Genomic DNA, 24,936 nt, shown 5'->3' with positions numbered 1-24,936 from the left:
TATGGGAAGGATACAAGCCTAATGAAGATGTAATACTTATTGAGCGTTTGCCCTGATATTATCCACACTGCTACTAAAACAATTTCGCAAAATCATTTCTCATATTCTCATAGAAAAGTATATTCATCTGATTACTAGAATCATATATTATGAGAATAAAATTATTTACATGTATTTCTCATGGTTTTATCAAAAAAACATGCTTAAATCAATGCATTTCTCATACATCAAAAATAGTATTCTCATAGTCTAATCATCAACACTTAATAAACTACAGCAAAACCACCGTTCATCTTCACCATAACCAACTGATAATCAAAGATTATAATACTACAATCAATAGATTTTCAATAAGACATCTCTATCGTTGCACTCTAGTGAACAGATTCGTGCACTAGAGTGCACATATCTATCCACTCTAGTGCAACGGTCTGTTCACTGGAGTGGAATAATACGGATGAAGGCAGGAAAACACAATAATGTCTGTTGTGAAAGATATCTTATCTACCGACTTAACATACAAACTATGGTTATATTGCCTTCTACATATTAGTTTCTCGATACAAAGACAAGCATAATATGCAGCATGAGAAATGCGAAATAAAGTATGAGAAACACCTTCTTTAAAAGCATTTTATAGCTATAAATCATGAGAAATGCATGTAAACAATTTTATTCTCATAATACATAAAGCTAGTAATCAAGCGAATATACTTTTCTATGAGAATATGAGAAATGATTTTATTTTTTCTTATAGGAGAGCAGTTACACGTTATTAGCGAAAAAGAGAAGGCATGCGAAGTATTTTCATATAAAACCGTTCCTTTCAGCAACAGCGGTTACAGTAACTGCCGTTGCTGAAAGGAAACAACTGATTATGAGGTTTTACATATGACTAAGAATTTTCTTCCCTGTCATTCCGTATAAACTCTAGCAATCTTTCCACTGCTTCTTCTTCAGGAATATTCTTTTCTACGCATACCTTGCCTTTATAAAGACTGATTTTACCCCGTCCGGCACCGACATAACCGTAGTCTGCGTCCGCCATTTCACCGGGACCATTCACGATACAGCCCATGATACCGATTTTCAGTCCTGTCAGGTGTGAGGTAGCTGCCTTGATACGGGCAATTGTCTTCTCCAAATCGTAAAGCGTACGACCACAACCGGGACAAGAGATATATTCTGTTTTGGAAGTACGGGTGCGTCCGGCTTGCAGGATTCCGAAAGCAGTGGCGTCGACTACCGCATGGCTTAGATTACCTTGATTGAACAGGAATATACCATCGCAAAGTCCGTCAAAAATCAATGCGCCCATATCGGCGGCAGATTTTATCTGCAAATCCTCTGCATTATCTTCTGCATAATGTTGGAAGAAAACAACCGGGTTTTGCAAACCTTCCGTTGCCAGTTGATGCACCAATGCACGGTGTTCGCCCAAACGGTTCGGGTGATTGCTTTGGGAAACGACCACTACTTCAGGATGTTGCTTCAGGCAGGCAATTACTTCGTCCGTCTGTGCCATATAAGGCATAAACAGGAATTTGAGTTCTGCGTTACATCCGCCCATCAGCGGTAATTGCGCATGGTTATAAGCAGGCCAGGTGCCGGCTTCCCCTTGCCATACGTCTGCATCGAGGATATATTCCACGCCTGCTTCGCGTTGTTCGGGCAGAGCACGTCCGGCATAAATATAATCCGGAGTGAATTGAGGATTGACTTCCGTCTTTCCATCCATACGGTCGGCAATGACCACAGGCACGTGTTCTCCACCAATATTGCGGACAGCCTGCGTCTTCCGGCGTTCAGGCGACAGGTAATTGAAATCAGGTGCTTCCAGTCCCGGAATATAAGGATGGTTCTGCCTCAACAGAATGTAATCCACCAGTTTGCGGGCTACGGGGATTTCCGCTTCGGGCGCTTCGCTCAAAGATACACGGATGGTATCCCCCAATCCGTCACTCAACAACGCACCGATGCCGAGAGCAGACTTGATACGTCCGTCTTCTCCGTCTCCGGCTTCCGTCACTCCGAGATGCAGTGGGAAAGCCATGCCTTCTTTTTCCATTACGTCCACCAACAGACGGACGGTTTTCACCATCACGACCGTATTGGACGCTTTGATGGAAATCACCACGTCGGTGAAGTTCTCTTCAACACAGATACGGAGAAATTCCATGCAGGATTCCACCATCCCCGCAGGCGTATCACCATAGCGAGACATGATGCGGTCGGACAGAGACCCGTGGTTCACTCCGATACGGATAGCCGTGTGGTTCTCTTTGCAGATATTCAGGAAAGGAACAAACCGATCGTGAATCTTACGTATCTCCTGAGCGTACTCCTCGTCTGTATATTCCAGTTTCTTAAAAGTACGCGCAGCATCTACATAATTCCCCGGATTGATACGCACCTTCTCCGCATATTGAGCCGCCACATCGGCAACCTTCGGATTGAAATGCACGTCGGCAACCAACGGAACCATATATCCCTGACTGCGCAAACCGATGTTGATATTCATCAGGTTTTCCGCTTCCCTGATGCCTTGCGTTGTCAGACGGACATATTCGCCACCTGCGTCAACAATACGCTTTGCCTGTTCCACACAAGCCTGCGTATCCTGCGTAGACGTATTTGTCATCGACTGGATACGAATAGAATTGGGGCCGCCCAACGGTACAGCCCCAATATTTACTTCTGTGGTTTCTCTTCGAAAATAATTGAATAGATCCATTAGTTCGTTTTATATTCAAACTTGACTTCTTTCAGTTCTTCGTTTGCTTTTACGATTTTCTTTTTCAGTCCTTCCTTGTAAGCAGCAAAAGCTTCCGCCAGCTTCTCGTCACTCAATGCAAGCATCTGGATGGCCAAGATAGCCGCATTCATCGCTCCGTTTATGGCAACGGTAGCAACAGGAATGCCCGGAGGCATCTGGATGATAGAGTAAAGAGCATCTACGCCATCGAGCACGGAGCCTTTTACGGGCACTCCGATAACAGGAAGTGTAGTGTTGGCCGCTATTACACCGGGAAGGGCGGCAGCCATTCCGGCAGCAGCGATAATCACTTTAATGCCGCGGTTGCGGGCATTCTTGGCAAACTCCTCCACAGCCTCAGGCGTGCGGTGAGCAGAAAGCGCGTTCATTTCGAACGGTACATGCATATCATTCAGCAGTTGTGCAGCCTTCTCCATAACAGGAAGGTCGGACGTACTGCCCATGATGATACTTACAATTGGAGTCATTTTGATTTACTATTTTACGATTTACTATTTACAATTTAAAGTGCGGTATGAATTATCCGTTTACCACAGCTTTATAAGCCTCAGCGTCCAAAAGGTCTTCAACAGCTTTCAGGTCTGCCGGTTTCATTTTAATCAGCCAGCCCTCGCCATAAGGATCTTTGTTCACCAGCTCCGGATTTTCTTCCAGTGCTTCATTTTGTTCCATCACTTCACCGGCTACCGGCAGGAAAAGGTCGGAAATGGTTTTCACTACTTCGATGGTTCCGAATGTCTCACCGGCTTCCAACGTTTCACCAACAGTCGGTATGTCTACGAACACGATATCACCCAATTGTTCTTGAGCATAATCAGTGATACCTACGTATGCAATGTCTCCTTCAACGCGAATCCATTCGTGTTCGTTCGTGTACTTCAAATTCTGTGGAAAGTTCATAATAATTAGTTTTTAGGATTTATACTGTTTTAAAATAAAAATACTCGAAATAACAGGTTCATCACCGGATGAAGCACCAAAAGGGCACATATCAGTCCGACTGCAAAACCGGAAAGCACCTCACCCAGCGTATGATGCCCCAGGATAATCCGCGCAGAGCCGAGTATGCCGGCTATCAATATGAACAGGCATAGCCACACTACCGGATTATAACCGAACAACGCGCTGAAAGATACCAGTCCGCCAATCACGCCACCCATACCGGCCATATGTTCGCTCAGTTTCCATTTCAGATTTACTCCGATACAGATGACGGACACGACCAAAGAGGTAAGAATGATGCCTGTCATATACCAAGGGATATTCAGTTTGCGCATCATCAGCCAACAGAACACATATGAGATGATGGTCAATAGAATAGGTATATAGCGTTTCTTACGTTCGCCCAGCTCCTGACGGTCAAATCCATTGATCTTGCGAAACAGGAAAATCGTAATGGTGGGTGTCAGTATGGTGAAACAGTAGACTATTCCCAACACTATCAACTTATACTGCATCGGCATGATACGAAGATAAGAAAACAGGAATAACACCAGGAATGATAAAAACGGGATAGAAAATGGGGTAAACACCATCGAAGTGACTCGCGCCACTTGCAACATTGTCTTATCCGCTATGATATGCTCTCTTTCTCTGTCCACTCTTCTTTTAATTACTGATTACTAATTACAAATTATATATCTCTTAGCCCCCGACCGGTCATTATTTCCTTAGCCGTGCCACGGGAATATTCAACTGTTGGCGATATTTCGCTACCGTCCGGCGGGCAATAGGATATCCTTTTTCTTTCAGAATGTCTGCCAGTTCATCATCGGTCAGCGGTTTCTTCTTGTCTTCGCTGTCGATACATTCTTTCAGAATCTTGCGAATCTCGCGGACAGACATTTCTTCTCCGTCTTCCGTTGTATATCCGTCGACAAAAAAGAATTTAAGCTGATAGATTCCGAAATTCGTCTGCACATATTTACTGTTGCTGACACGGGAGATGGTTGATATATCCAGTCCCGTACGTTCGGCCACATCTTTGAGAATCATCGGTTTCAACAGCGATTCGTCTCCTTCGAGGAAGAAAGGGCGTTGCAAGTCAACGATTGCCTGCATAGTAGTCATCAATGTGTTCTGACGCTGTTTGATGGCATCGATGAATCCTTGTGCCGCGTCCATTTTCTGTTTCAGGAACATCATCGCTTCCTTAGATTCTTTAGACTGGTTGGCCTTATTTCTGGTATGTTCTTCCACCATTTCCGTAAAGTCCCGGCTCATGCGGAGTTCAGGGACATTGCGGTTATTGAGGCTTATATTAATCGTTCCGTCATCATATGTTTCTACGATGAAATCGGGAACAATCTGCTGAAGGTTCCTGCCGATAGCTTCTCCCAACGAAGCACCCGGACGGGGATTCAATTTGGTAATTTCACTGATAACCTCTTTGAATGTCTCTTCGTCAATATCCAGTTTCTTTATTATCTTTTCCCAGTGCTTACGTGTGAATTCTTCATAGCAGTCACGAATCACACGTTCTTCGAGATCGAGTATAGAACCGGACGTTTTTTCTTCGTCTTTCTTCCGGCAAATCTGTATCAGCAGACATTCCTGAAGACTGCGGGCACCGATACCTGCCGGATCAAAGTCCTGCAAGATGAGCAATGCCTCTTCGAGTTCTTCCTCTGTCGATTCTATGCCGGCATAAATAGCCAGTTCGTCACAGATGCTTTCCAGTGATTTGCGGAGCAGCCCGTCATCATCCAACGAACCGATCAGGTATTCCACCAGTTCGCATTGGTGTTCTGTCAAATTCCGTTCACGAAGTTGCTCTTTCAGGATTTCATAAAAAGAGGTGGTGTCGGAGAATGGAATATTTTCCGCCTGATCGTCTTTCGAGCGGTTATTCTCCTGCAGTTTATAATCGGGAATATCGTCTTCGGTGAGATAGTCACTTAAAGAATCATAGTCGTTAGCATCATTCTCCATGCCGTCTTCCACACTGTCGGTGTCGGCATATTCATCGGATGCACTTTCTTCTTTGCCTTCTTCAAGTGCCGGATTTTCAAGCAGTTCGGCATGGATACGGTCTTCCAGCTCCACTGCGGGAAGTTCCAACAATTTCACGACCAGAATCTGCTGGGGCGAGAGCGTCTGTACTTGCTGTTGCGCCTGAGATTGTATTTGACGGGAACCTTGTGCCATATTCGTTTTTGCTTTCTACTGTTTCTCGCTACAAAAGTAACTTTTTAACGAGAGATTACACAGATTAGGGAGATAATTTTTAATCCTATAACACAAAATTCGTTATCTTTGTTGCACGAACTTAAAAATTAGGACCATATGTTTGCCAAAGAAACGTATATGCAGCGGAGAGCCCTGCTGAAAAAGAATATAGGCTCTGGAGTATTGTTATTTCTTGGAAATGACGAGTGCGGACTGAATTACGAGGATAACACGTTCCGTTACCGGCAGGATTCTACCTTCCTCTATTATTTCGGGCTTTCATGTGCCGGACTTTCGGCAATCATAGATATTGATGAAGACAAGGAAATCATTTTTGGTGATGAACTGTCTATTGACGCTATCGTATGGATGGGGTCACAACCGACATTACGCGATAAGTGCGAACGTGTGGGTGTGGCTAATTTAATGCCGTCTGCCGAGATTGTAAGTTATCTTCACAAATGCGTACAAAAAGGGAAAGCGATTCATTATCTGCCCCCTTACCGTCCTGAGCACAAATTGAAACTGATGGACTGGCTGGGGATACCGCCTGCACGCCAGGAGGGCTCCATACCTTTCATCCGCGCCGTCATAGCACAACGTAACTATAAATCCGCAGAGGAAATCGTAGAGATAGAAAAGGCTTGCGACGTGACTGCCGATATGCATATCACAGCGATGAAAGTACTTCGTCCGGGTATGTACGAATATGAGGTGGTAGCGGAAATGAACCGGGTAGCGGAATCCAACAACTGCCAACTCTCTTTTGCCACAATTGCCACCATCAACGGTCAGACGCTGCACAACCATTATCACGGTAATCTTGTGAAACCGGGTGATTTGTTCTTGATTGATGCCGGTGCGGAAGTTGAATCAGGATATGCAGGCGATATGTCGTCTACGATTCCTGCCGACAAGAAGTTCACGACCCGCCAGCGTGAAGTGTACGAAATTCAAAATGCAATGCATCTCGAATCGGTGAAAGCTCTCCGTCCGGGAATTCCTTATATGGAAGTCTACGAATTGTCCGCCCGTGTGATGGTAGAAGGCATGAAGGCACTCGGACTGATGAAAGGAAATGCAGAGGATGCTGTCCGCGAAGGTGCTCATGCCCTGTTCTATCCGCACGGATTAGGTCATATGATGGGGCTGGATGTACACGATATGGAAAATCTGGGAGAGATATGGGTAGGATACAACGGTCAGCCGAAGAGTACACAGTTCGGTCGTAAATCACAGCGTCTCGCCATTCCGTTGGAACCGGGATTTGTACATACCGTAGAACCGGGCATTTACTTTATTCCCGAACTGATTGATATGTGGAAAGCGGAAAAGAAATTCGCTAATTTCATCAACTATGACGTAGTGGAGACCTACAAGGATTTCGGTGGTATCCGTAACGAGGAAGATTATCTGATTACAGAAACAGGCGCTCGCAGACTGGGCAAGAAGATTCCTCTGACACCGGAAGAAGTAGAAGCTTTGAGATAAAAGTTTTCTGCCGGAAATAAAATTCTGCCACTGATTATACAACACATACCTGTATAATCAGTGGCAGAACTTTATCGCTTCAATCGTTTTACTTGTTTTTAATCGTCCCAATCAGAAAAAGGCAGAGTCTTTTTCCCATACCACTTCATCCACGCATACGATTTTCTTTTTCTGATATAAAGCGTGTCACCACAATTTTCTATCGCTTCCCAATCGAAAACCGAATGAGGGCGGAATGACTTTTCCAGCCAGTAAAACAAATGATATGTCATGAAGGGGAGTATCATCCACCACCATGAAAACACTAATGACAAAACTAAGGCTGGCAACAGCGTCAAAAGGAAACACTCCCAAAACTGCCTTGCATGAATCCGCAGTTCCATATCTTCCCACACTTCCAAATACTTATATCGGGTAAAGAAAAAACCACCGAACATAAAGTAATGACTCTTATTCTTCCCTTTTCCTAAGAACCATTTTGCTAAAAGATTATTGTAACAAATCATATTCTCTCTCTTTTTCATTGTATGTTTATTCATAACAGAATAGATAACCAAAGGTTCAATGTTTTAAAGTCTAATAGAACGTTCAGGCGCTATTTTTTTGAAAATAGAATCTAATTATCATCTATTTTGTATCTTTTTTGCAGTTTTACAGCATAAAAAAATCCTTGTGTTCTCATTGCAGAAAACACAAGGACAAATATATTCTTGCTTATAGCCCTACTTAATATTTAAAGCTGCTTCCACCCAAAAACTCGCGAAGCAGGGAAGTCGGCGGAATTTCCTTATCCTGTACCGGAACAAAATATTTAATGAATTTCAGCAACCGGTAGGCTTCACAATATTCGGGACAGTTGCGCGGCACTCCCATCAAAATAGGCTCCGCATGCAGACGAAGAACGGCAAACTCAAAGAGTAATGCCGAATTGAACATGACATCGGCATTTTCCTGATAAGGGAATATCCACTTGTCTTCACCGGCACGTACACTAGGCCAGCGTGAAATGGTTTCGCGGGCGGAATATCCACGATAATTGAAGTCACGGATAATACGGCGCAACAGACGGTTGTCGGTTGTCGGAATCCAGTTATGGTCGTCCAGGGAAATGGTAGTCAGTGCAGACACGTAAATCTTGAACTTGCGTTCAGCCGGTATGTGGGGAGTCAGTTCGGGATTCAGCGCATGAATACCTTCCAGGATTAAAATCGTGTTATCCTCTATTTTCAGTTTGTCTCCTTTATACTCTTTCTTGCCGAGGGAGAAGTTGAAACGGGGAAGTTCCACCTCCTCGCCACGAAGCAGGGCTTGCAATTGCCGGTTGAACAAATCCAGGTCGAGTGCGTAAAGTGATTCATAATCGTAGTTTCCGTTTTCATCCAGAGGAGTGTCTTCTCGGTCCACGAAATAATTATCCAGAGAGATGGGATAGGGTTTCAAACCGTTTGTCATCAACTGGATAGAGAGACGCTTGCTGAAAGTCGTCTTTCCCGAAGACGACGGCCCGGCAATCAATACAAGTTTCACACGGTTGCCGTTCTCTCCCCGGTGGAAAATAGTATCGGCAATCTGGGCTATCTTTTTCTCCTGCAAGGCTTCGGCCACATTAATCAGGTCTGTGGCGTGCCCTTCCTCACAAACCAGGTTGAAATCCCCTGCGTTGTTGAGTCCCATGATATAACTCCAGTTCAGATATTCCTTAAAGACGTCCAGCATCTTCTCCTGCTTCACAACATCTTCCAATACTTCGGGATTCTCGCGGCTCGGAATCCGAAGAAGCAGTCCATCGTAATATTTCACGATGTCGAACAATTTAATATAGCCGGTACTGGGCAGCAGATTACCATAATAATAATCGACCGTATCGCCCAACGTATAGTAATAGGTATAGAGGGAGCCGGAAGTTTCGAGCAGCCGCACTTTGTCATCCATCCCCCGCTCGCTGAAAACGCGTACCGCTTCCGCCGTATGACATTCGATGCGGTGATAAGGTATATTCTCCGCAATAATATCCTGCATCCGCTGCTTGATGCGTCTCACATCTTCCAGTTCAATGGGACGCCCGATACGCAGATTACAGAAATAGCCTTTCGACACGGGGTGTTCTACAAACAGCTTGCCTTCGGGAAACAACTCTGTGACAGCCTTGAACAATACAAAACAGAGTGAGCGGACATAAGTACGCATTCCGGACTGGTCTCGCACGTCCAGAAACTCTATATCCTTATTGTTATATACTCTAAAATTAAGTCCCTCAGAGCGGTTATTGACCTTAGCGCTAACCACTTGATAAGGAAAATTAAGATTAAAACCGTAATAAATATCCAAAAGTGAGCTTCCGATAGGGAATTCTTTAGAAATATTGTTATTTTTGCAACATATTTGTAACATCTGTTTCATCGAGTTCGTTAAAAGGTGAATAATTTGGGACTAATATACTTATAATCAGACTGAGAACAAATAACCATTAAAAATATTATAGATGGAATATTCTTTTTATGATTTTTTAAAGCTCATAGGTTCATTAGGGCTCTTCCTGTACGGAATGAAGATAATGAGTGAGGGCTTGCAAAAGGTCGCGGGTGACAGACTACGAAGTATCTTGACGGCAATGACTACCAACAGGGTAACGGGAGTTTTAACAGGTGTGTTAATCACAGCCCTTATCCAATCTTCTTCAGCAACGACGGTAATGGTCGTGAGTTTCGTGAATGCCGGGTTACTCACTCTCGCTGAATCTATCAGTGTCATCATGGGTGCCAATATCGGTACTACGGTCACTGCCTGGATTATCTCAATTTTCGGATTTAAGGTTGACATGGCCGCCTTTGCCCTTCCTCTGCTCGCCGTCGCCCTTCCGCTTATCTTCTCGGGAAAAAGCAACCGCAAGTCCGTCGGTGAATTCATTTTCGGCTTCTCCTTCCTCTTTATGGGGCTTTCTTACCTGAAGGCAAATGCGCCCGACCTGAATGCCAATCCGGAAATGCTCGCCTTTGTACAGAACTACACGGATATGGGATTCTTCTCCATTCTCCTGTTCCTGTTCATCGGTACGATACTGACCATGATTGTACAGGCCTCCGCCGCCACGATGGCAATTACACTGATTATGTGTGCCAACGGATGGATCAGTCTGGAACTGGGAGCAGCCCTCGTACTGGGAGAAAACATAGGAACTACAATCACCGCCAATCTTGCCGCATTAACAGCCAACACACAGGCTAAACGGGCAGCATTGGCGCATTTTGTTTTTAATGTGTTCGGCGTTATCTGGGTACTGATTATTTTCCACCCTTTCATGCAACTGGTCAACTGGGTAGTAGACACTTTCTTCCAAAGCAGCAATCCCGAAGTTACCATCTCTTATAAGCTGTCCGCCTTCCACTCTATCTTCAATATCTGTAACGTATGTGTCCTGATATGGGCTGTGAAGTTAATCGAACGTACCGTATGTGCTTTAATCCATCCGAAAGAAGAGGACGAAGAACCGAGACTGCGGTTTATCACCGGTGGTATGCTTTCTACGGCGGAACTTTCCATTCTTCAGGCACGCAAGGAGATTCATCTTTTCGCAGAACGTACGCACCGTATGTTCGGCATGGTGCAGGACTTGCTGCATACCGAAAAAGATGATGACTTCAATAAAGTGTTCAGCCGGATAGAGAAATATGAGAATATCAGCGACAACATGGAACTGGAAATAGCCAATTATCTGAACCAGGTATCCGAAGGTCGTTTGAGTTCTGAAAGTAAGCTGCAGATACGCGCCATGCTGCGTGAAGTGACGGAGATTGAAAGCATCGGAGACAGTTGTTACAACCTGGCACGTACCATCAACCGGAAACGCCAGACCAACCAAGACTTCACCGAAAAACAATACGAGCATATTCACTTCATGATGAAGCTGACGAACGATGCTCTTGCACAGATGATTATGGTAGTAGAGAAACCGGAACATCAGAGCATCGACATCAACAAGTCTTTCAATATTGAGAACGAAATCAATAATTACCGCAACCAATTGAAGAATCAGAATATCCTGGATGTGAACAACAAGGAATATGATTATCAAATGGGCGTTTACTATATGGATATTATCGCCGAATGTGAGAAACTGGGCGACTATATAGTAAATGTGGTAGAAGCCAGCAGTGATGTGAAAGAAAAGAAGGCTTCCTGATAAGACAAATAGCAAGAGATAAGAAAGGAGAACCGGCTGATACATATTTACTGTCCGGTTCTCCTTTCTTTATTTATCCATTATATTTTTTACTCATACACATACGATTCCGCCAGCCGCCAAAACAAAGTAGCTTCCGGCACAACAGTGGTTCGAAGGACTTTTGCCGTACCGTTTTCCGACACCGGATTGATATTAGCAAACATATTCCATCCGCTAACGAAAGAGCAATCACTATAATTATAGGATTTGTCACTGCCTGTCAACGAAAAAGGACGGTCGGCAAACTGATAGCCAATCATTGCTTTTCCTGCGGAAGAGCCCTTGCCTGTCCAATTGGATAAAGCTATTCGCCCCACTCTCTTATCACCTTTAAAAACAAAGAAATCGCCCAATGTAGCTACAAGGGCATCGCCGTCATTTGAAGTTCCCGTCCAGTATCCTCCCATATCACCTCCCCGGCGGTCCACTTTCTGTAACACTTCCGGAGAAAAGACAGTGGGCAAGTCCATAATAATCTGTCCGTTTTCATAAGGGAATGAAAGAGTCTCGATCACTTGCCAGTCAGCGCCCGTCACTTTCACTTCAACCCGGTCGAATATAAAATTATCAGGTATATTCCGTATATCTTTGACTATTATCGTACTATAATCCGGCGTATCCGGAGCAGGTGGTTCCTCTTCGTTTTCATCATCACTACAACCAGCCATCAAAAGGTTGAATATCATCAAAAGAAAGATAACAGGATATAAAAGAAAATTTGAGCAGATAGCGGCAGTTGTCTTGTTCTTATACATGATTTTGGTTTTTGTTGGCAAAGATATTACATTTATAATCAGCAGAATAATTTTCGGGCATAAAAATAAAAATGACCGGGCACATATGGCATCCGGTCATTTCCACTTAATAAATTCTCTCCCTCTCTGTTTTATCCTTCGTACGGTTCGAAATCTTCTTTTCCGACTCCACAAAGTGGACAAGTCCAATCATCAGGAATGTCTTCAAACGCAGTTCCTGGTTCAATTCCGCTTTCCGGATCTCCTTGTTCGGGGTCGTAAATATATTCACAGACCGTGCAAATGTACTTCTTCATAACGTTCGTATTTTTAATTGGTTTTCTAATTAATATAACACAAATAGCAAGATATTTGTTCAACACTTCTTTTATAATGAAAGAAAAAACTATCTTTGTAAGCATATTCATCAAGCTAAAACAACAGTATACAAGTATGCTAATTGCATTATTATCAACATTAATAGTTTTATGCGCCATTCTACTACTCTGCTTTTTATGGGAGCGCAGAAAATATCTCCGAATGCAACAACGATTATTCCGGGAATCCAGGAAATTGGAACGTACTAATCGTATCGCCGGTTCTGTCCTAAAAAATGTGCATGCTTTTATCCTGCTAATAGACAACGATTTCAAAGTACTGAGAACCAACTACTATCAGAAAACCGGAACCCCGAAAGGAACGGAAGAAAAAAGAGTGGGCGACCTGCTGCAATGCCGTAATGCACTGGCTGCCGAAGGTGGCTGCGGCACACACAGTTTTTGCGGCTCCTGCCCGATACGTGCTGCCATACGACAGGCTTTCGAACAAAGAAGAAGTTTCACAGACCTCGAAGCCACACTTAGCATAGCTACTGCCGAAAGCGAGACGGTAGAATGCAATGCTGTCATCTCCGGTTCGTACTTTCTTCTGGATGAAAAAGAAAATATGGTACTCACCGTCCACGACATCACCCGGCTGAAAAAAGCGGAAGAGGAATTAATACACGCCAAAGAAAAAGCGGAAAATGCCGATGTTTCCAAGTCTGCATTCCTGGCTAATATGAGCCATGAGATACGTACGCCTCTCAACGCCATCACCGGATTTGCGGAAATAATGGGCAGCGCAAATACAGAAGAGGAGAAAGCCCAATATCAGGAAATCATAAAGATGAATGCCGACCTCTTACTGCAACTGGTCAACGACATCCTCGATATGTCAAAGATTGAAGCAGGGACTTTGGAATTTGTATATACTACGGTAGATATCAATCTGTTACTTTCGGATTTACAGCAGCTTTTCCAGATGCGGGTGAACGATGCCGGCGGGATGATTAAAATTATCGCAGAACCATCGTGTTCTTCCTGCCTCATCCAGACCGACCGTAACCGCGTGGCCCAGGTGATTTCCAACTTTACCACCAATGCGATAAAATTCACGACTGAAGGTACGGTGCGTCTCGGATATGAGCCCAGAGACACCGAACTTTATTTTTATGTAAAGGATACCGGTGCAGGTATTCCGGCAGATAAACTGCCGGACGTATTCGGACGCTTCGTGAAGTTGAACAAAGACAAAAAGGGAACGGGGCTGGGACTTTCCATCTCCCAAACCATCGTAACCAAACTGGACGGACAGATCGGGGCGGACTCCGTAGAAGGCGAAGGATCCACTTTCTGGTTCACTATCCCCTACCGGACGTGCGGTAAGCCACAGTAACAAATCCAACTTCATATTTTTTTTTAATTAAACATTTAATCACAATATTATGTTGTACTTTTGTAGCCCAAACTAAACGCATGTATCTGCATGAGTACAAATAAAGATGATTTTTATCATATAGGACTTACTGATAATGAAGTCCTGCAAAGCAGGGAAAAAAATGGCATTAACCTGTTAACGCCTCCCAAGCGTCCTTCCCTTTGGAAGCTCTATCTTGAAAAATTTGAGGATCCGGTTGTACGCGTACTGTTAGTGGCAGCCGCATTTTCGTTAATCATCTCCATCATCGAGAATGAATATGCCGAGACAATCGGAATCATTGCCGCTATCCTGCTGGCCACCGGTATAGGTTTCTTCTTCGAATATGACGCCAGCAAGAAGTTCGATTTGCTGAATGCAGTCAACGAAGAGACATTGGTAAAAGTAATCCGCAACGGACGTGTACAGGAAGTTCCCCGTAAAGACATAGTGGTAGGTGATATAGTGATTTTGGAAACCGGTGAGGAAATTCCCGCGGACGGAGAGTTGCTGGAAGCAATTTCTTTGCAGGTGAACGAATCTAATCTGACAGGAGAACCTGTTATCAACAAAACGACCATAGAAGCGGATTTTGACGAAGAGGCAACGTATGCTTCCAATTTGGTGATGCGCGGCACTACGGTAGTCGACGGACACGGAACCATGCGTGTACTGCATGTGGGAGACGCTACCGAAATCGGGAAAGTAGCCCGCCAAAGTACGGAAGAGAATCTCGAACCGACTCCGCTGAACATACAATTGACAAAGCTAGCCAACCTGATCGGGAAAATCGGTTTTACCGTTGCAGGTCTTGCCTTCCTCATCTTCTTTGTGAAAGATGTACTGCTCGCCTTTGACTTTAGCACATTAAACGGGTGGCATGGATGGTTACCGGTTTTCGAGAAAACACTCAAATACTTTATGATGGCAGTTACTCTGATCGTAGTAGCCGTGCCCGAAGGCTTGCCCATGAGCGTTACTCTCAGCCTGGCGCTGAATATGCGCCGTATGCTCTCTACCAACAACTTGGTACGGAAGATGCACGCTTGCGAAACGATGGGTGCTATCACTGTGATTTGTACGGACAAGACCGGTACACTGACACAAAACCTGATGCAGGTGCACGAGCCCAACTTCTATGGTATAAAGAACGGCAGCAACCTGTCCGACGACGATATCAGCACGCTTATCGCAGAAGGTATCAGCGCCAATTCAACCGCTTTTCTTGAGGAATCGGCTGCCGGTGAAAAGCCGAAAGGAGTAGGAAATCCTACCGAAGTAGCTTTGTTATTATGGCTGAACAGCCAGGGAAGAGATTATCTGGCTCTTCGTGAGAATGCACATATCCTCGACCAGTTAACATTCTCTACCGAACGGAAATTCATGGCGACACTTGTAGAATCGCCATTAATCGGAAAGAAAATACTCTATATCAAAGGAGCACCGGAAATTGTTCTCGGCAAATGTAAGGAAGTTGTACTGGACGGGAAACGGATAGATGCCGTGGAATACCGTTCGACGATAGAAGCGCAATTGCTGAATTATCAGAATATGGCGATGCGTACACTTGGATTTGCTTTCAAGATTGTCGGAGAGAACGAACCGGACGACTGTACGGAGTTGGTATCAGCCAATGATTTGAACTTCTTAGGCGTCGTAGCCATTTCCGACCCGATTCGTCCGGATGTGCCTGCTGCCGTTGCCAAATGCCAGTCGGCGGGCATCGGCATTAAGATTGTCACCGGTGACACGCCGGGAACTGCCACGGAGATTGCCCGTCAGATAGGTCTTTGGAATCCGGAGACGGATACGGAGCGGAACCGCATCACCGGAGTGGCATTCGCCGAATTGAGTGACGAAGAAGCATTAGACCGGGTAATGGATCTTAAAATCATGTCACGCGCCCGCCCGACAGACAAACAACGCCTGGTACAATTACTCCAGCAAAAGGGAGCGGTAGTAGCCGTAACCGGGGACGGTACAAACGACGCACCGGCTTTGAATCATGCACAAGTCGGCCTGTCGATGGGAACAGGAACTTCCGTAGCCAAAGAAGCCAGCGACATCACCTTGCTCGACGACTCGTTCAACAGTATCGGAACCGCCGTCATGTGGGGACGTTCACTTTATAAGAATATCCAGCGTTTCATCGTTTTCCAGTTGACGATTAATTTCGTCGCGCTGCTTATCGTTCTGCTGGGCTCCGTCATCGGTACGGAACTTCCGCTGACGGTCACGCAGATGTTATGGGTAAACCTGATTATGGATACCTTTGCCGCCCTGGCTTTGGCTTCCATCCCGCCCAGTGAAACCGTGATGCTTGAAAAACCCCGTCGCAGTACTGATTTTATCATCAGCAAGGCAATGCGGTCCAATATAATAGGTGTAGGCTCTGTTTTCCTTATCGTACTGCTCGGAATGATTTATTATTTCGACCACAGCCCGCAAGGTATGGATATACACAACCTCACCGTCTTCTTCACTTTCTTTGTCATGTTACAATTCTGGAATCTCTTCAATGCCCGCGTATTCGGAACCACCGACTCGGCATTCAAAGGACTTTCCAAATCATATGGAATGGAATTGATCGTACTGGCTATTCTGGTCGGACAATTCCTGATTGTACAGTTCGGTGGAGCTGTATTCCGTACGACACCACTCGACTGGCAAACCTGGCTTCTGATTATAGGCGTTTCGTCCACGGTGTTATGGGTTGGAGAACTTGTTCGCCTTGCACAACGTATTATTCACAAAAAGAGTAGAAATGAAAAGTAAAGGAATTAAAAACCTTCTTATTGATTTGGGCGGTGTGCTTATCAATCTCGACCGCCAACGTTGCATGGAGAGCTTTAAGAAATTAGGGTTCACAGACGTAGAAGAGCGATTGAACATCCAGCAACTGCATGGAATATTCATGCAGCAGGAAAAAGGTCTGATCACTGCCGCCGAATTTCGGGATGAAATTCGGAATATGATGGGCAAAGCAGCAAGTGACCGACAAATAGATGCAGCCTGGAATAGTTTCCTGGTAGACATCCCCGCCTACAAGCTCGACTTGCTGCTGGAATTACGCACTAAGTACGTTGTCTACCTGCTCAGCAACACCAATGAACTCCATTGGAACTACACCTGCCAGAATTTATTTCCATACCGCACCTTCAAAGTAGAAGATTATTTTGAAAAAACGTATCTCTCTTATGAGATGCACATGGTAAAACCGGAACCGGAAATTTTTAAAGCCGTCATCGAAGATGCAGGCATCGAACCGCAAGAAACACTCTTCATCGACGACTCTGAGATAAATTGTCAAGCAGCCCGCGAACTGGGTATTTTCACTTATACCGCAAAAGCCGGCGAAGACTGGAGCCATCTTTTCAAAAACAAATAAAAAACCGTGGAGATGCAGATTATACGTGACATATCGACCCTTATCCCGGAACCCTGTGTAGCTACCATCGGCTTCTTTGACGGAGTTCATGCGGGACACCGCTATCTCATCCACCAAGTGAAAGAGACAGCCGCAGCCAAAGGTTTACGTTCTGCACTGGTTACTTTCCCCATTCATCCCCGCAAAGTGATGAACGCCGACTATCGCCCGGAGCTTCTGACCACACCGGAAGAAAAAATCAGCTTACTGTCCGACATTGGAGTAGACTACTGCCTGATGCTCGACTTTACCCCGGATATTTCCCGACTGACGGCACGCGAGTTTATGACTCAGATACTCAAAGAACGCTTTCAGGTAAAATGCCTGGTCATCGGCTACGATCACCGTTTCGGACACAACCGCAGCGAAGGCTTCGAGGACTATGTACGTTATGGAGAAGAAATCGGCATAGAAGTTATTCAGGCAAAAGCCTATGCCAGCAATATAGAAATGAAGGACGGAGAGCATACAACAGTCAGCTCTTCCCTAATCCGCAAACTGCTTCATAAAGGAGATGTAGACTTGGCAGCCCGCTGTCTGGGATACGAATATTTCTTGGACGGAACGGTTGTAGGCGGCTATCAGGTGGGTAGGAAAATCGGCTTCCCGACCGCTAACTTAAGCGTTGACAACCCGGACAAGCTCGTTCCGGCAGACGGTGTTTATGCCGTGTGGGTGACATTCGACGGAAAAACGTATATGGGTATGTTGAATATAGGCATCCGCCCGACGATTGGCAACGGGCCTAACCGGACGATTGAAGTGAACATCCTTCACTTCCACTCCAACATATACGACAAGTTTATCCGGCTTACTTTTGTAAAACGGACTCGTCCCGAACTGAAATATTCCAGCATTGACGAGTTAATCGTGCAACTTCACAAAGACGCTGAAGAGACAGAAGCCATCCTTCTTGACAAAGGTGCCGGCTACTCCCTCCAGAAAGAGCAAAATGAATAATAACAACTTAAAAAATAGTTTCTTATGCAAAAGACATTTATGAGTATCTCGCTGGTGGTAATAGCCATATCTATGTTAGCTATGTTTATATGCAGTTTCTTTACCACTAAATAAAGCACGACACCCTTATGAAGACAGCCGTCAAATTAGTACTAATCGACCTTCTCATCGCGCAGATAGTCGCTCCTATTCTGATTATGATTCCCTGTACCATCTATTTATTGGTCACTACCGGGAATCTGGATAAAGCTGTCCTAACGCAGACAATCATGATTCCGGCACAACTGGCCGGACAGGTCATGATGGGTATCTATCTCTGGAAAGCAGGCTATATCAGCACACAAAAGTCTGCATGGTCGCCAGTTTCAGCCCCTTATCTGATTGGCAGCGCATTGGCTATCCTCACCGGCGGCTTTCTGGTATCCGCACTTATGAGTCTGCTGGACTGGATTCCCAATATCATGGAGCAGTCTTTCGATATTCTTCAATCCGGTTGGGGCGGTATTCTTGCGATAGCTATCGTAGGTCCCGTGCTCGAAGAGCTATTGTTCCGCGGAGCCATCACCAAAGCCTTGCTGCAACAGTACAATCCGGCGAAGGCAATTCTCATCTCCGCACTCCTGTTCGGTGTCTTCCACATTAATCCCGCCCAGATACTTCCGGCATTTCTGATTGGTATCCTGCTGGCGTGGACGTATTATAAGACCGGCAGTCTGATTCCCTGTATCCTCATGCATATACTGAACAATTCCCTTTCCGTCTATCTCAGTATCAAATATCCCGAAGCAGAGAATATGGATGACCTGATAAGCGGCACACCCTATCTGATTGTTTTATCAGGAGCGGTTCTCTTACTTATCGGAAGTATCCTGGCTATGCGCTACCTGACTTCCAGAAAGCAAGAATAGAAAGGCAGCAATAAAAAAGGGAAGTTTTCACTTCCCCTCTTTTGCTTTGAACGCCAATGCGTACATTCGTATTTGTTTCACCATCGACAGCAAACCGTTGCTGCGTGTAGGCGACAGATGCTCCTTCAATCCGATTTTATCAATAAAATAAAGGTCGGCATTCAATATTTCATCAGGCGTATGCCCTGACAACACTTTAATCAGCAAAGCGATAATACCTTTTACAATCAACGCGTCACTTTCCGCCTTAAAAACAATCTTGCCGTCTACATCATCCGCATGAAGCCATACCCTACTTTGGCATCCCTCAATCAGATTCTGCTCCGTCTTATATTTTTCCTCAAGCGGTTCCTGCTCATTTCCCAAGTCAATAAGTAGTTGGTAACGGTCCATCCAATCATCGAAGTCACTGAATTCTGCAATAACTTCGTCCTGCAATTCATTAATTGACATATTATTTATATTATTTCTCGTTATAGATTACTTCCAGTACAGTCTGCCCGACTGCTTTCAATGTGCTTTTATCAATATGCTCCATATTATCCGTAAGCGTATGCCAGGTAGGAGTAAATCCACCTTCGGGATCAGAAGCTATAATATCAATCGTTTTGATACGCGCCAAGCGGTTGATAAACAAGTGATCATCCGTCACTCCGCCACCGTCTTCATCAATAAACATACTGCCGTATCCCAGCTTCTTGGCAGCTTTCCACACTTTCTTATTGATATCCGGTGCGAATCTCTCGGAATATGATTCTTTCAGGAAAACGGTATTTTTGCCGCCCACCATATCGAGCAGTATACCGAAACGGGCATTATATCCCTGCACATGAGGATTACGCGCCCAATATTGCGCTCCCAGACACCATGATTCTTCATTATTCTGATCGTGCGCTCCATAATCTTCCGCATCCAGGAAAATAATGTCAATACCCAGTTCCGGTTGCTGTTGATTAACCAGACGGGCTATTTCCAACAAGGTCCCCACTCCGCTCGCTCCGTCATTCGCTCCCAGAATAGGAGTCTTATGGTTCTTTTCATCAGGATCGTTGTCAGCCCAGGGACGTGTATCCCAATGCGCAAACAAGGCAATTCTCTTTTTGCTTTCCGGCTTATAAGAACCGATGATGTTCCGCGCTTTCAGCAAAGTCCCGTCATAAGCTATCAAATCAGCATACTGGTCGGTCACCTGCGCACCGAAATCTTTCAACTGCTTAGCCAGATAATTTCCACAGGCTACGTGCCCCTTCGTATTAGGCACACGAGGTCCGAAATCCACCTGACTCTTTACATACAGATAAGCGCTGTCGGCATCAAACTGCGGCACGTTCACCGCTATCTTTTCGCTTTGTTCATTTGTAGTATTTGCCTTGTTGCCACCTCCGCAGGAGAAAGCCGATAATAACAAAAAGGCACTTGTCAATATTATCATAGGTTTCTTTTTCATCGTTCTCTTTTCTATTAAAGTCTCAAAATTAGTCATTTTCATCACAGCATTGTTCAGATGGAATAGATTATTAACAAATAAACTTTAATTCGACATTTTTCTTTCCGACCGTGAGCTCCACTTTTGCTCCATTGACAAGCGGCAAATTGTGAGTGACATGCCCCACCGGAAAATTAAAACAAACGGGGTAATCATACTCTTTCACCAAATCCGCCAAAGCTGCATACAGTTCCTTACCCAACGAACGGTCTTCCTCATATTCAGTAAACTGTCCGACAATAAGCCCGGACAATTTCTCAAGCACACCACCCAGCTTCAAGTTATACATCATACGCTCAATGGCATGAGGCCGCTCGCTGACATCTTCTATAAACAGCACCGTACCTTCCGCCGGAATATCGTAAGGAGTCCCCCGCAAGCCGTAAGCCACCGCCATATTTCCGCCACGCAAGACACCTTGTGTACTCCCCTGTCTGTTCAGTTTATGCTTTTCACAAGTATAAGAAGGCAGATTTCCGAACAGAATATCCTTTAAGTACGAGGTACACGGATCATTTTCCGGCTCCACCGTAAGATGGCGTGCCATCAATGAATGCAGAGATGCATATCCGTTCTTCTGAAACAGATTGTGCAGTGCCGTGATGTCACTGAATCCAAGCAGCCATTTCGGATGCTCATAGAAAGCCGTGAAATCAATCTTATCAATCAAATGTACGGCTCCGTATCCTCCACGGCTGCAAAGGATGGCTTTCACATTCGGATCGTCCATTGCATCCTGCAAATCTTTAAGACGTTGTTTGATTGTTCCGGCATATCTCCCGGAAGAGCCGCCGGCATGCTTTCCTACGGCAACTTTCAGCCCCCATGACTCTAACCGTTTCCCGGCACCTTTCAGAAACAGCTTGTCTATCTTACTGGAAGGCGACACTATGACTACCTTATCACCCTTCTGCAAAAAGGGGGGAAATTGAATATCCATATGTTATGTTCTATTTTATTGACTTTCGTTGATAAAAACGTACCCAGTCCATTTCCATCTCCACCGGCAGGTCGGCAGGTTCGACAGCACCTACCCATGTCCCACCCAACTGCATATCAATCAGCAGGTAAAAAGGTTGATTGAAAGGGAACTGTCCTTCTTCCTCGGTCTGTATGCGGGGATAAGTAAACGTATGTACATCATTGACATAAAATGAAAGACTGTCCGGAGACATCTCTACCGCAAAAACATTGTACCGTTCCGGACAAATCACTCCTGTGGAATGTGACTTGGGAGTCTCTTTGATACCCAACGTATAGGTATAATGAGAATGCACCGTCTGATAGGCAATGGAATCGTAATTCAGACGCTCCATAATGTCAATCTCTCCACCCGCCGGCCAGGCTGCTTTTTCAGGGAGCATCCAGATGGCAGGCCATGCCCCCTTAGCGGCATTAAGTTTGGCACAAATCTCGATACGCCCGTTATCGAAGGCTTTTTTACCTTTCGTATAGACCCCGCCGGTTAAATAGGGAGCAGTGTCATTAAGCTGTGTATGATTGACAATACCTCTCAATACCAGTTTGCCCTTACGCATAGAATAACAAGAATCAAAGTCGGTCATATAATTATTCCAGTCGGATTTCCCGCGTGGAATCTTGCTCCATACCTTCGAATCGAAACTCTTTTTCCGGCTGAAGTTCTCTTCCCACACTAAAGACCATCCGGAAGGAGTTTTAGATGTTTTGCAGGATGCAAGCAACCAACAAAGAAGAATCAAGCTAACAAATAATAGGTTTTCAAACTGTTTCATGCCACTTTTATTAATCGGGGGATTTATGTATGCAAAAATACATCAAAAAACGATTCCATACGCATCCGGCAGGCAAAACAAATAAAATATAGCAAAATGTTACACAACAGATGTATTTTTTCGGGTTATAATCCTTATTTTTTCAATCATTTTTCTGATATTTGCTAAAAATCTAACGTTATGGAACCTATTCTAAATTTTGCCCAACTCACAAACCACCTCAAGAAACTGAACCAAAGAAAACGAATTGCAGTGGTTTGTGCCAATGATCCTAATACGGAGTATGCCATTACGCGTGCTTTGGAAGAAGGGATTGCGGAGTTTCTGATGATTGGAGATTCGGCTATCCTCGAAAAATATCCTGCACTCAAGCAATATCCGGAATATGTGAAAAGCATTCATATAGAAGATCCGGACGAAGCGGCACGCGAAGCCGTGCGCATCGTCCGTGACGGCGGAGCGGATATTTTAATGAAAGGAATCATCAATACGGACAATCTACTGCACGCCATACTGGATAAAGAAAAAGGACTGCTTCCGAAAGGGAAAATCCTCACGCATTTGGCTGTGATGGAAATACCGACTTACCATAAACTGCTTTTCTTCTCGGATGCCGCAGTTATCCCACGTCCTACCTTGCAACAACGTATAGAAATGATATGGTATGCCATTTGTACCTGCCGGCATTTCGGCATTGAACAGCCGCGTGTGGCATTGATTCACTGTACGGAGAAAGTAAGCGCCAAGTTCCCTCATTCACTCGATTATGTGAATATCGTGGAACTGGCCGAAGCCGGAGAATTCGGAAACGTCATTATCGACGGCCCTTTGGATGTACGTACGTCCTGCGAGCAGGCCAGCGGTGATATAAAAGGCATTGTATCTCCTATCAACGGACAGGCAGATGTACTTATATTCCCTAATATAGAATCAGGAAATGCATTCTACAAATCTGTTTCCCTGTTTGCCAATGCAGAAATGGCAGGATTGCTGCAAGGACCGATTTGCCCCGTCGTCCTTCCGTCCCGCAGTGATTCGGGACTGTCCAAATATTACAGTATAGCGATGGCATGCCTGCAAGTTTCAGGAGATTGCGAATGCAGAAAACAAGTGCTTAATCAAGGTAATAATTCATAATTCAAACATTAAAACTCTATGAAGATTCTGGTCATCAATCCCGGTTCCACCTCTACAAAAATTGCTGTATATGAAAACGAAACACCTCTGTTGGTCAGCAATATCAAGCATACGGTAGAAGAATTATCCGTTTATCCGCAGGTGATAGATCAGTTTGAGTTCCGAAAGGATCTGGTACTTCAGGAATTAGAATCCAACGGTATTCCTTTTGCTTTTGATGCTGTCATCGGACGTGGCGGGTTGGTAAAGCCCATTCCCGGCGGCGTATATGAAGTGAATGAAGCTATGGAACGGGACACATTGCATGCCATGCGCACGCATGCCTGCAACCTCGGCGGTTTGATAGCCAAAGAACTGGCATCCTCTCTTCCCAATTGTCCTGCTTTCATTGCCGATCCGGGAGTCGTAGACGAACTGGAAGATATAGCCCGTATCACAGGCTCTCCGCTTATGCCGAAAATCACCATCTGGCATGCATTGAATCAAAAGGCAATAGCCCGGCGTTTTGCCAAAGAGCAGGGAACAAAGTATGAGGACCTTGATTTGATTATCTGTCATCTGGGCGGCGGCATTTCAATAGCTGTCCACCATCACGGACGGGCTATCGACGCGAACAATGCGTTGGACGGTGAAGGCCCTTTCTCACCGGAACGTGCCGGAACGCTTCCGGCAGGTCAACTCATCGACCTTTGTTTCAGCGGACAGCACACGAAAGATGAATTAAAAAAACGGATTTCCGGTCGTGCCGGTCTGACTGCACATCTGGGGACTACGGACGTACCCGCTATTATCAAATCCATAGAAGAAGGGGATAAAAAAGCGGAACTGATATTGGATGCCATGATTTATAATGTAGCAAAAGCCATCGGTGGCGCTGCTACCGTCCTATGCGGGAAAATAGATGCCATCCTTCTGACCGGGGGAATCGCTTATTCAGATTATGTTATTTCCCGACTCAAAAAACGCATCTCATTTCTGGCTCCTATCCATATCTATCCCGGGGAAAACGAAATGGAGTCATTGGCGTTTAATGCGATAGGAGCATTGAAAGGAGAGTTGCCTATACAGGTCTACAAGTAACATGACCTTTTGCACAAGAATAAGTTAACCGCCTACTCTTCCCCCCAATGTTATTG

The 24,936-nt window shown here is 45.0% G+C and carries 22 protein-coding genes; 9 read left to right on the top strand and 13 right to left on the bottom strand.

Translation table 11 applies throughout. The features are described from left to right. Window positions 1-895: 895 nt before the first annotated feature. From RDN93_RS08775 to rpoN, 5 genes are all read right to left on the bottom strand, one after another. Window positions 896-2,734, bottom strand: a complete 1,839-nt coding sequence (locus RDN93_RS08775) for a 4-hydroxy-3-methylbut-2-en-1-yl diphosphate synthase (protein ID WP_308745152.1) — start codon at window positions 2,732-2,734, stop codon at window positions 896-898. Then, entirely contained in the window at window positions 2,734-3,243 is a 510-nt protein-coding gene (gene purE, locus RDN93_RS08770) for a 5-(carboxyamino)imidazole ribonucleotide mutase (protein WP_004296231.1), read from the bottom strand. Before purE ends, RDN93_RS08775 begins: the two co-directional genes overlap by 1 nt. 52 nt (window positions 3,244-3,295) lie before the next feature. Then, on the bottom strand, window positions 3,296-3,676 hold the full coding sequence (gcvH, locus tag RDN93_RS08765) for a glycine cleavage system protein GcvH (RefSeq protein ID WP_049701191.1): 381 nt from the start codon (window positions 3,674-3,676) through the stop codon (window positions 3,296-3,298). Window positions 3,677-3,705: 29 nt separating this feature from the next. Beyond that, window positions 3,706-4,377 (bottom strand): phosphatase PAP2 family protein, encoded by a 672-nt coding sequence (locus RDN93_RS08760; RefSeq protein WP_308745151.1) that lies wholly within the window; start codon window positions 4,375-4,377, stop codon window positions 3,706-3,708. Between the two features lie 61 nt (window positions 4,378-4,438). Then, window positions 4,439-5,923 carry an RNA polymerase factor sigma-54 gene (rpoN, locus tag RDN93_RS08755; RefSeq protein ID WP_308745150.1) on the bottom strand — a complete coding sequence of 495 codons (1,485 nt, stop codon included), beginning with the start codon at window positions 5,921-5,923 and terminating at the stop codon, window positions 4,439-4,441. Between the two features lie 138 nt (window positions 5,924-6,061). Between rpoN and RDN93_RS08750 the strand changes: the two genes are divergently transcribed. Continuing rightward, entirely contained in the window at window positions 6,062-7,435 is a 1,374-nt protein-coding gene (locus RDN93_RS08750) for an aminopeptidase P family protein (protein WP_308745149.1), read from the top strand. Window positions 7,436-7,533: 98 nt separating this feature from the next. Here RDN93_RS08750 and RDN93_RS08745 read toward each other — a convergent pair whose 3' ends face one another. Together RDN93_RS08745 and RDN93_RS08740 are read right to left on the bottom strand one after the other, a co-directional pair. Further along, complete coding sequence (locus tag RDN93_RS08745) at window positions 7,534-7,941, bottom strand: hypothetical protein (protein WP_308745155.1); 408 nt, start codon at window positions 7,939-7,941, stop codon at window positions 7,534-7,536. Between the two features lie 220 nt (window positions 7,942-8,161). Continuing rightward, the gene (locus RDN93_RS08740; RefSeq protein ID WP_308745148.1) at window positions 8,162-9,835 is read right to left on the bottom strand and encodes a nucleoside kinase; all 1,674 of its coding nucleotides are present in this window, start codon (window positions 9,833-9,835) and stop codon (window positions 8,162-8,164) included. A gap of 82 nt (window positions 9,836-9,917) precedes the next feature. On the opposite strand from RDN93_RS08740, the gene RDN93_RS08735 reads away from it, so the two are divergent. Further along, window positions 9,918-11,615, top strand: a complete 1,698-nt coding sequence (locus RDN93_RS08735; RefSeq protein WP_308745147.1) for a Na/Pi cotransporter family protein — start codon at window positions 9,918-9,920, stop codon at window positions 11,613-11,615. 89 nt (window positions 11,616-11,704) lie between these two features. On the opposite strand, the gene RDN93_RS08730 is transcribed toward RDN93_RS08735, so the two are convergent. Both RDN93_RS08730 and rd read right to left on the bottom strand, forming a co-directional pair. Continuing rightward, a complete protein-coding gene (locus tag RDN93_RS08730) occupies window positions 11,705-12,412 on the bottom strand; it encodes a hypothetical protein (protein ID WP_308745146.1) in 708 nt (235 codons plus the stop codon). 131 nt (window positions 12,413-12,543) lie between these two features. Next, window positions 12,544-12,708, bottom strand: a complete 165-nt coding sequence (gene rd / locus RDN93_RS08725) for a rubredoxin (protein WP_004306971.1) — start codon at window positions 12,706-12,708, stop codon at window positions 12,544-12,546. A 223-nt stretch (window positions 12,709-12,931) separates the two neighbouring features. On the opposite strand from rd, the gene RDN93_RS08720 reads away from it, so the two are divergent. The 5 genes from RDN93_RS08720 (at window position 12,932) to RDN93_RS08700 (ending at window position 19,423) form a co-directional block, all read left to right on the top strand. Continuing rightward, window positions 12,932-14,107, top strand: a complete 1,176-nt coding sequence (locus RDN93_RS08720; protein WP_308745145.1) for an ATP-binding protein — start codon at window positions 12,932-12,934, stop codon at window positions 14,105-14,107. Window positions 14,108-14,197: 90 nt separating this feature from the next. Then, the gene (locus RDN93_RS08715) at window positions 14,198-16,903 is read left to right on the top strand and encodes a calcium-translocating P-type ATPase, PMCA-type (RefSeq protein ID WP_308745144.1); all 2,706 of its coding nucleotides are present in this window, start codon (window positions 14,198-14,200) and stop codon (window positions 16,901-16,903) included. Next, window positions 16,893-17,516 (top strand): HAD family phosphatase, encoded by a 624-nt coding sequence (locus RDN93_RS08710; protein WP_308745143.1) that lies wholly within the window; start codon window positions 16,893-16,895, stop codon window positions 17,514-17,516. The genes RDN93_RS08715 and RDN93_RS08710 overlap by 11 nt, the downstream gene beginning before the upstream one ends. A 12-nt stretch (window positions 17,517-17,528) precedes the next feature. Further along, the gene (locus RDN93_RS08705) at window positions 17,529-18,515 is read left to right on the top strand and encodes a bifunctional riboflavin kinase/FAD synthetase (RefSeq protein WP_308745142.1); all 987 of its coding nucleotides are present in this window, start codon (window positions 17,529-17,531) and stop codon (window positions 18,513-18,515) included. Window positions 18,516-18,643: 128 nt separating this feature from the next. After that, window positions 18,644-19,423 carry a type II CAAX endopeptidase family protein gene (locus RDN93_RS08700; protein ID WP_308745141.1) on the top strand — a complete coding sequence of 260 codons (780 nt, stop codon included), beginning with the start codon at window positions 18,644-18,646 and terminating at the stop codon, window positions 19,421-19,423. A gap of 27 nt (window positions 19,424-19,450) precedes the next feature. Here RDN93_RS08700 and RDN93_RS08695 read toward each other — a convergent pair whose 3' ends face one another. The 4 genes from RDN93_RS08695 to RDN93_RS08680 all read right to left on the bottom strand — a co-directional run bounded on the left by RDN93_RS08695 (window position 19,451) and on the right by RDN93_RS08680 (window position 22,663). Further along, window positions 19,451-19,876, bottom strand: a complete 426-nt coding sequence (locus tag RDN93_RS08695) for a SufE family protein (protein ID WP_308745140.1) — start codon at window positions 19,874-19,876, stop codon at window positions 19,451-19,453. Between the two features lie 10 nt (window positions 19,877-19,886). Beyond that, window positions 19,887-20,870: a M28 family peptidase gene (locus RDN93_RS08690; protein WP_308745139.1), complete on the bottom strand. Its 984-nt coding sequence runs from the start codon at window positions 20,868-20,870 to the stop codon at window positions 19,887-19,889. 70 nt (window positions 20,871-20,940) lie between these two features. Then, window positions 20,941-21,849, bottom strand: a complete 909-nt coding sequence (locus RDN93_RS08685) for an LD-carboxypeptidase (RefSeq protein WP_308745138.1) — start codon at window positions 21,847-21,849, stop codon at window positions 20,941-20,943. Window positions 21,850-21,859: 10 nt separating this feature from the next. Beyond that, window positions 21,860-22,663: a glycoside hydrolase family 16 protein gene (locus RDN93_RS08680; RefSeq protein ID WP_308745137.1), complete on the bottom strand. Its 804-nt coding sequence runs from the start codon at window positions 22,661-22,663 to the stop codon at window positions 21,860-21,862. 180 nt (window positions 22,664-22,843) lie between these two features. On the opposite strand from RDN93_RS08680, the gene RDN93_RS08675 reads away from it, so the two are divergent. Continuing rightward, the gene (locus RDN93_RS08675) at window positions 22,844-23,800 is read left to right on the top strand and encodes a phosphate acyltransferase (protein WP_308745136.1); all 957 of its coding nucleotides are present in this window, start codon (window positions 22,844-22,846) and stop codon (window positions 23,798-23,800) included. A gap of 18 nt (window positions 23,801-23,818) precedes the next feature. Then, complete coding sequence (buk, locus tag RDN93_RS08670; RefSeq protein WP_308745135.1) at window positions 23,819-24,880, top strand: butyrate kinase; 1,062 nt, start codon at window positions 23,819-23,821, stop codon at window positions 24,878-24,880. The last annotated feature ends 56 nt before the right edge of the window (window positions 24,881-24,936 follow it).

The sequence above is a fragment of the uncultured Bacteroides sp. genome (assembly GCF_902491285.1).
Lineage (GTDB): Bacteria > Bacteroidota > Bacteroidia > Bacteroidales > Bacteroidaceae > Bacteroides.
This window is presented reverse-complemented; position numbering and strand designations above follow the sequence as displayed.

What these genes read in the sequence shown, in the direction of transcription:
- RDN93_RS08775 (WP_308745152.1), bottom strand. Translation starts at nt 2,734, where the DNA reads ATGGATCTATTCAATTATTTTCGAAGAGAAACCACAGAAGTAAATATT.
- purE (WP_004296231.1), bottom strand. Translation starts at nt 3,243, where the DNA reads ATGACTCCAATTGTAAGTATCATCATGGGCAGTACGTCCGACCTTCCT.
- gcvH (WP_049701191.1), bottom strand. Translation starts at nt 3,676, where the DNA reads ATGAACTTTCCACAGAATTTGAAGTACACGAACGAACACGAATGGATT.
- rpoN (WP_308745150.1), bottom strand. Translation starts at nt 5,923, where the DNA reads ATGGCACAAGGTTCCCGTCAAATACAATCTCAGGCGCAACAGCAAGTA.
- RDN93_RS08750 (WP_308745149.1), top strand. Translation starts at nt 6,062, where the DNA reads ATGTTTGCCAAAGAAACGTATATGCAGCGGAGAGCCCTGCTGAAAAAG.
- RDN93_RS08745 (WP_308745155.1), bottom strand. Translation starts at nt 7,941, where the DNA reads ATGATTTGTTACAATAATCTTTTAGCAAAATGGTTCTTAGGAAAAGGG.
- RDN93_RS08740 (WP_308745148.1), bottom strand. Translation starts at nt 9,835, where the DNA reads ATGAAACAGATGTTACAAATATGTTGCAAAAATAACAATATTTCTAAA.
- RDN93_RS08735 (WP_308745147.1), top strand. Translation starts at nt 9,918, where the DNA reads ATGGAATATTCTTTTTATGATTTTTTAAAGCTCATAGGTTCATTAGGG.
- RDN93_RS08730 (WP_308745146.1), bottom strand. Translation starts at nt 12,412, where the DNA reads ATGTATAAGAACAAGACAACTGCCGCTATCTGCTCAAATTTTCTTTTA.
- rd (WP_004306971.1), bottom strand. Translation starts at nt 12,708, where the DNA reads ATGAAGAAGTACATTTGCACGGTCTGTGAATATATTTACGACCCCGAA.
- RDN93_RS08720 (WP_308745145.1), top strand. Translation starts at nt 12,932, where the DNA reads ATGCAACAACGATTATTCCGGGAATCCAGGAAATTGGAACGTACTAAT.
- RDN93_RS08715 (WP_308745144.1), top strand. Translation starts at nt 14,198, where the DNA reads ATGAGTACAAATAAAGATGATTTTTATCATATAGGACTTACTGATAAT.
- RDN93_RS08710 (WP_308745143.1), top strand. Translation starts at nt 16,893, where the DNA reads ATGAAAAGTAAAGGAATTAAAAACCTTCTTATTGATTTGGGCGGTGTG.
- RDN93_RS08705 (WP_308745142.1), top strand. Translation starts at nt 17,529, where the DNA reads ATGCAGATTATACGTGACATATCGACCCTTATCCCGGAACCCTGTGTA.
- RDN93_RS08700 (WP_308745141.1), top strand. Translation starts at nt 18,644, where the DNA reads ATGAAGACAGCCGTCAAATTAGTACTAATCGACCTTCTCATCGCGCAG.
- RDN93_RS08695 (WP_308745140.1), bottom strand. Translation starts at nt 19,876, where the DNA reads ATGTCAATTAATGAATTGCAGGACGAAGTTATTGCAGAATTCAGTGAC.
- RDN93_RS08690 (WP_308745139.1), bottom strand. Translation starts at nt 20,870, where the DNA reads ATGAAAAAGAAACCTATGATAATATTGACAAGTGCCTTTTTGTTATTA.
- RDN93_RS08685 (WP_308745138.1), bottom strand. Translation starts at nt 21,849, where the DNA reads ATGGATATTCAATTTCCCCCCTTTTTGCAGAAGGGTGATAAGGTAGTC.
- RDN93_RS08680 (WP_308745137.1), bottom strand. Translation starts at nt 22,663, where the DNA reads ATGAAACAGTTTGAAAACCTATTATTTGTTAGCTTGATTCTTCTTTGT.
- RDN93_RS08675 (WP_308745136.1), top strand. Translation starts at nt 22,844, where the DNA reads ATGGAACCTATTCTAAATTTTGCCCAACTCACAAACCACCTCAAGAAA.
- buk (WP_308745135.1), top strand. Translation starts at nt 23,819, where the DNA reads ATGAAGATTCTGGTCATCAATCCCGGTTCCACCTCTACAAAAATTGCT.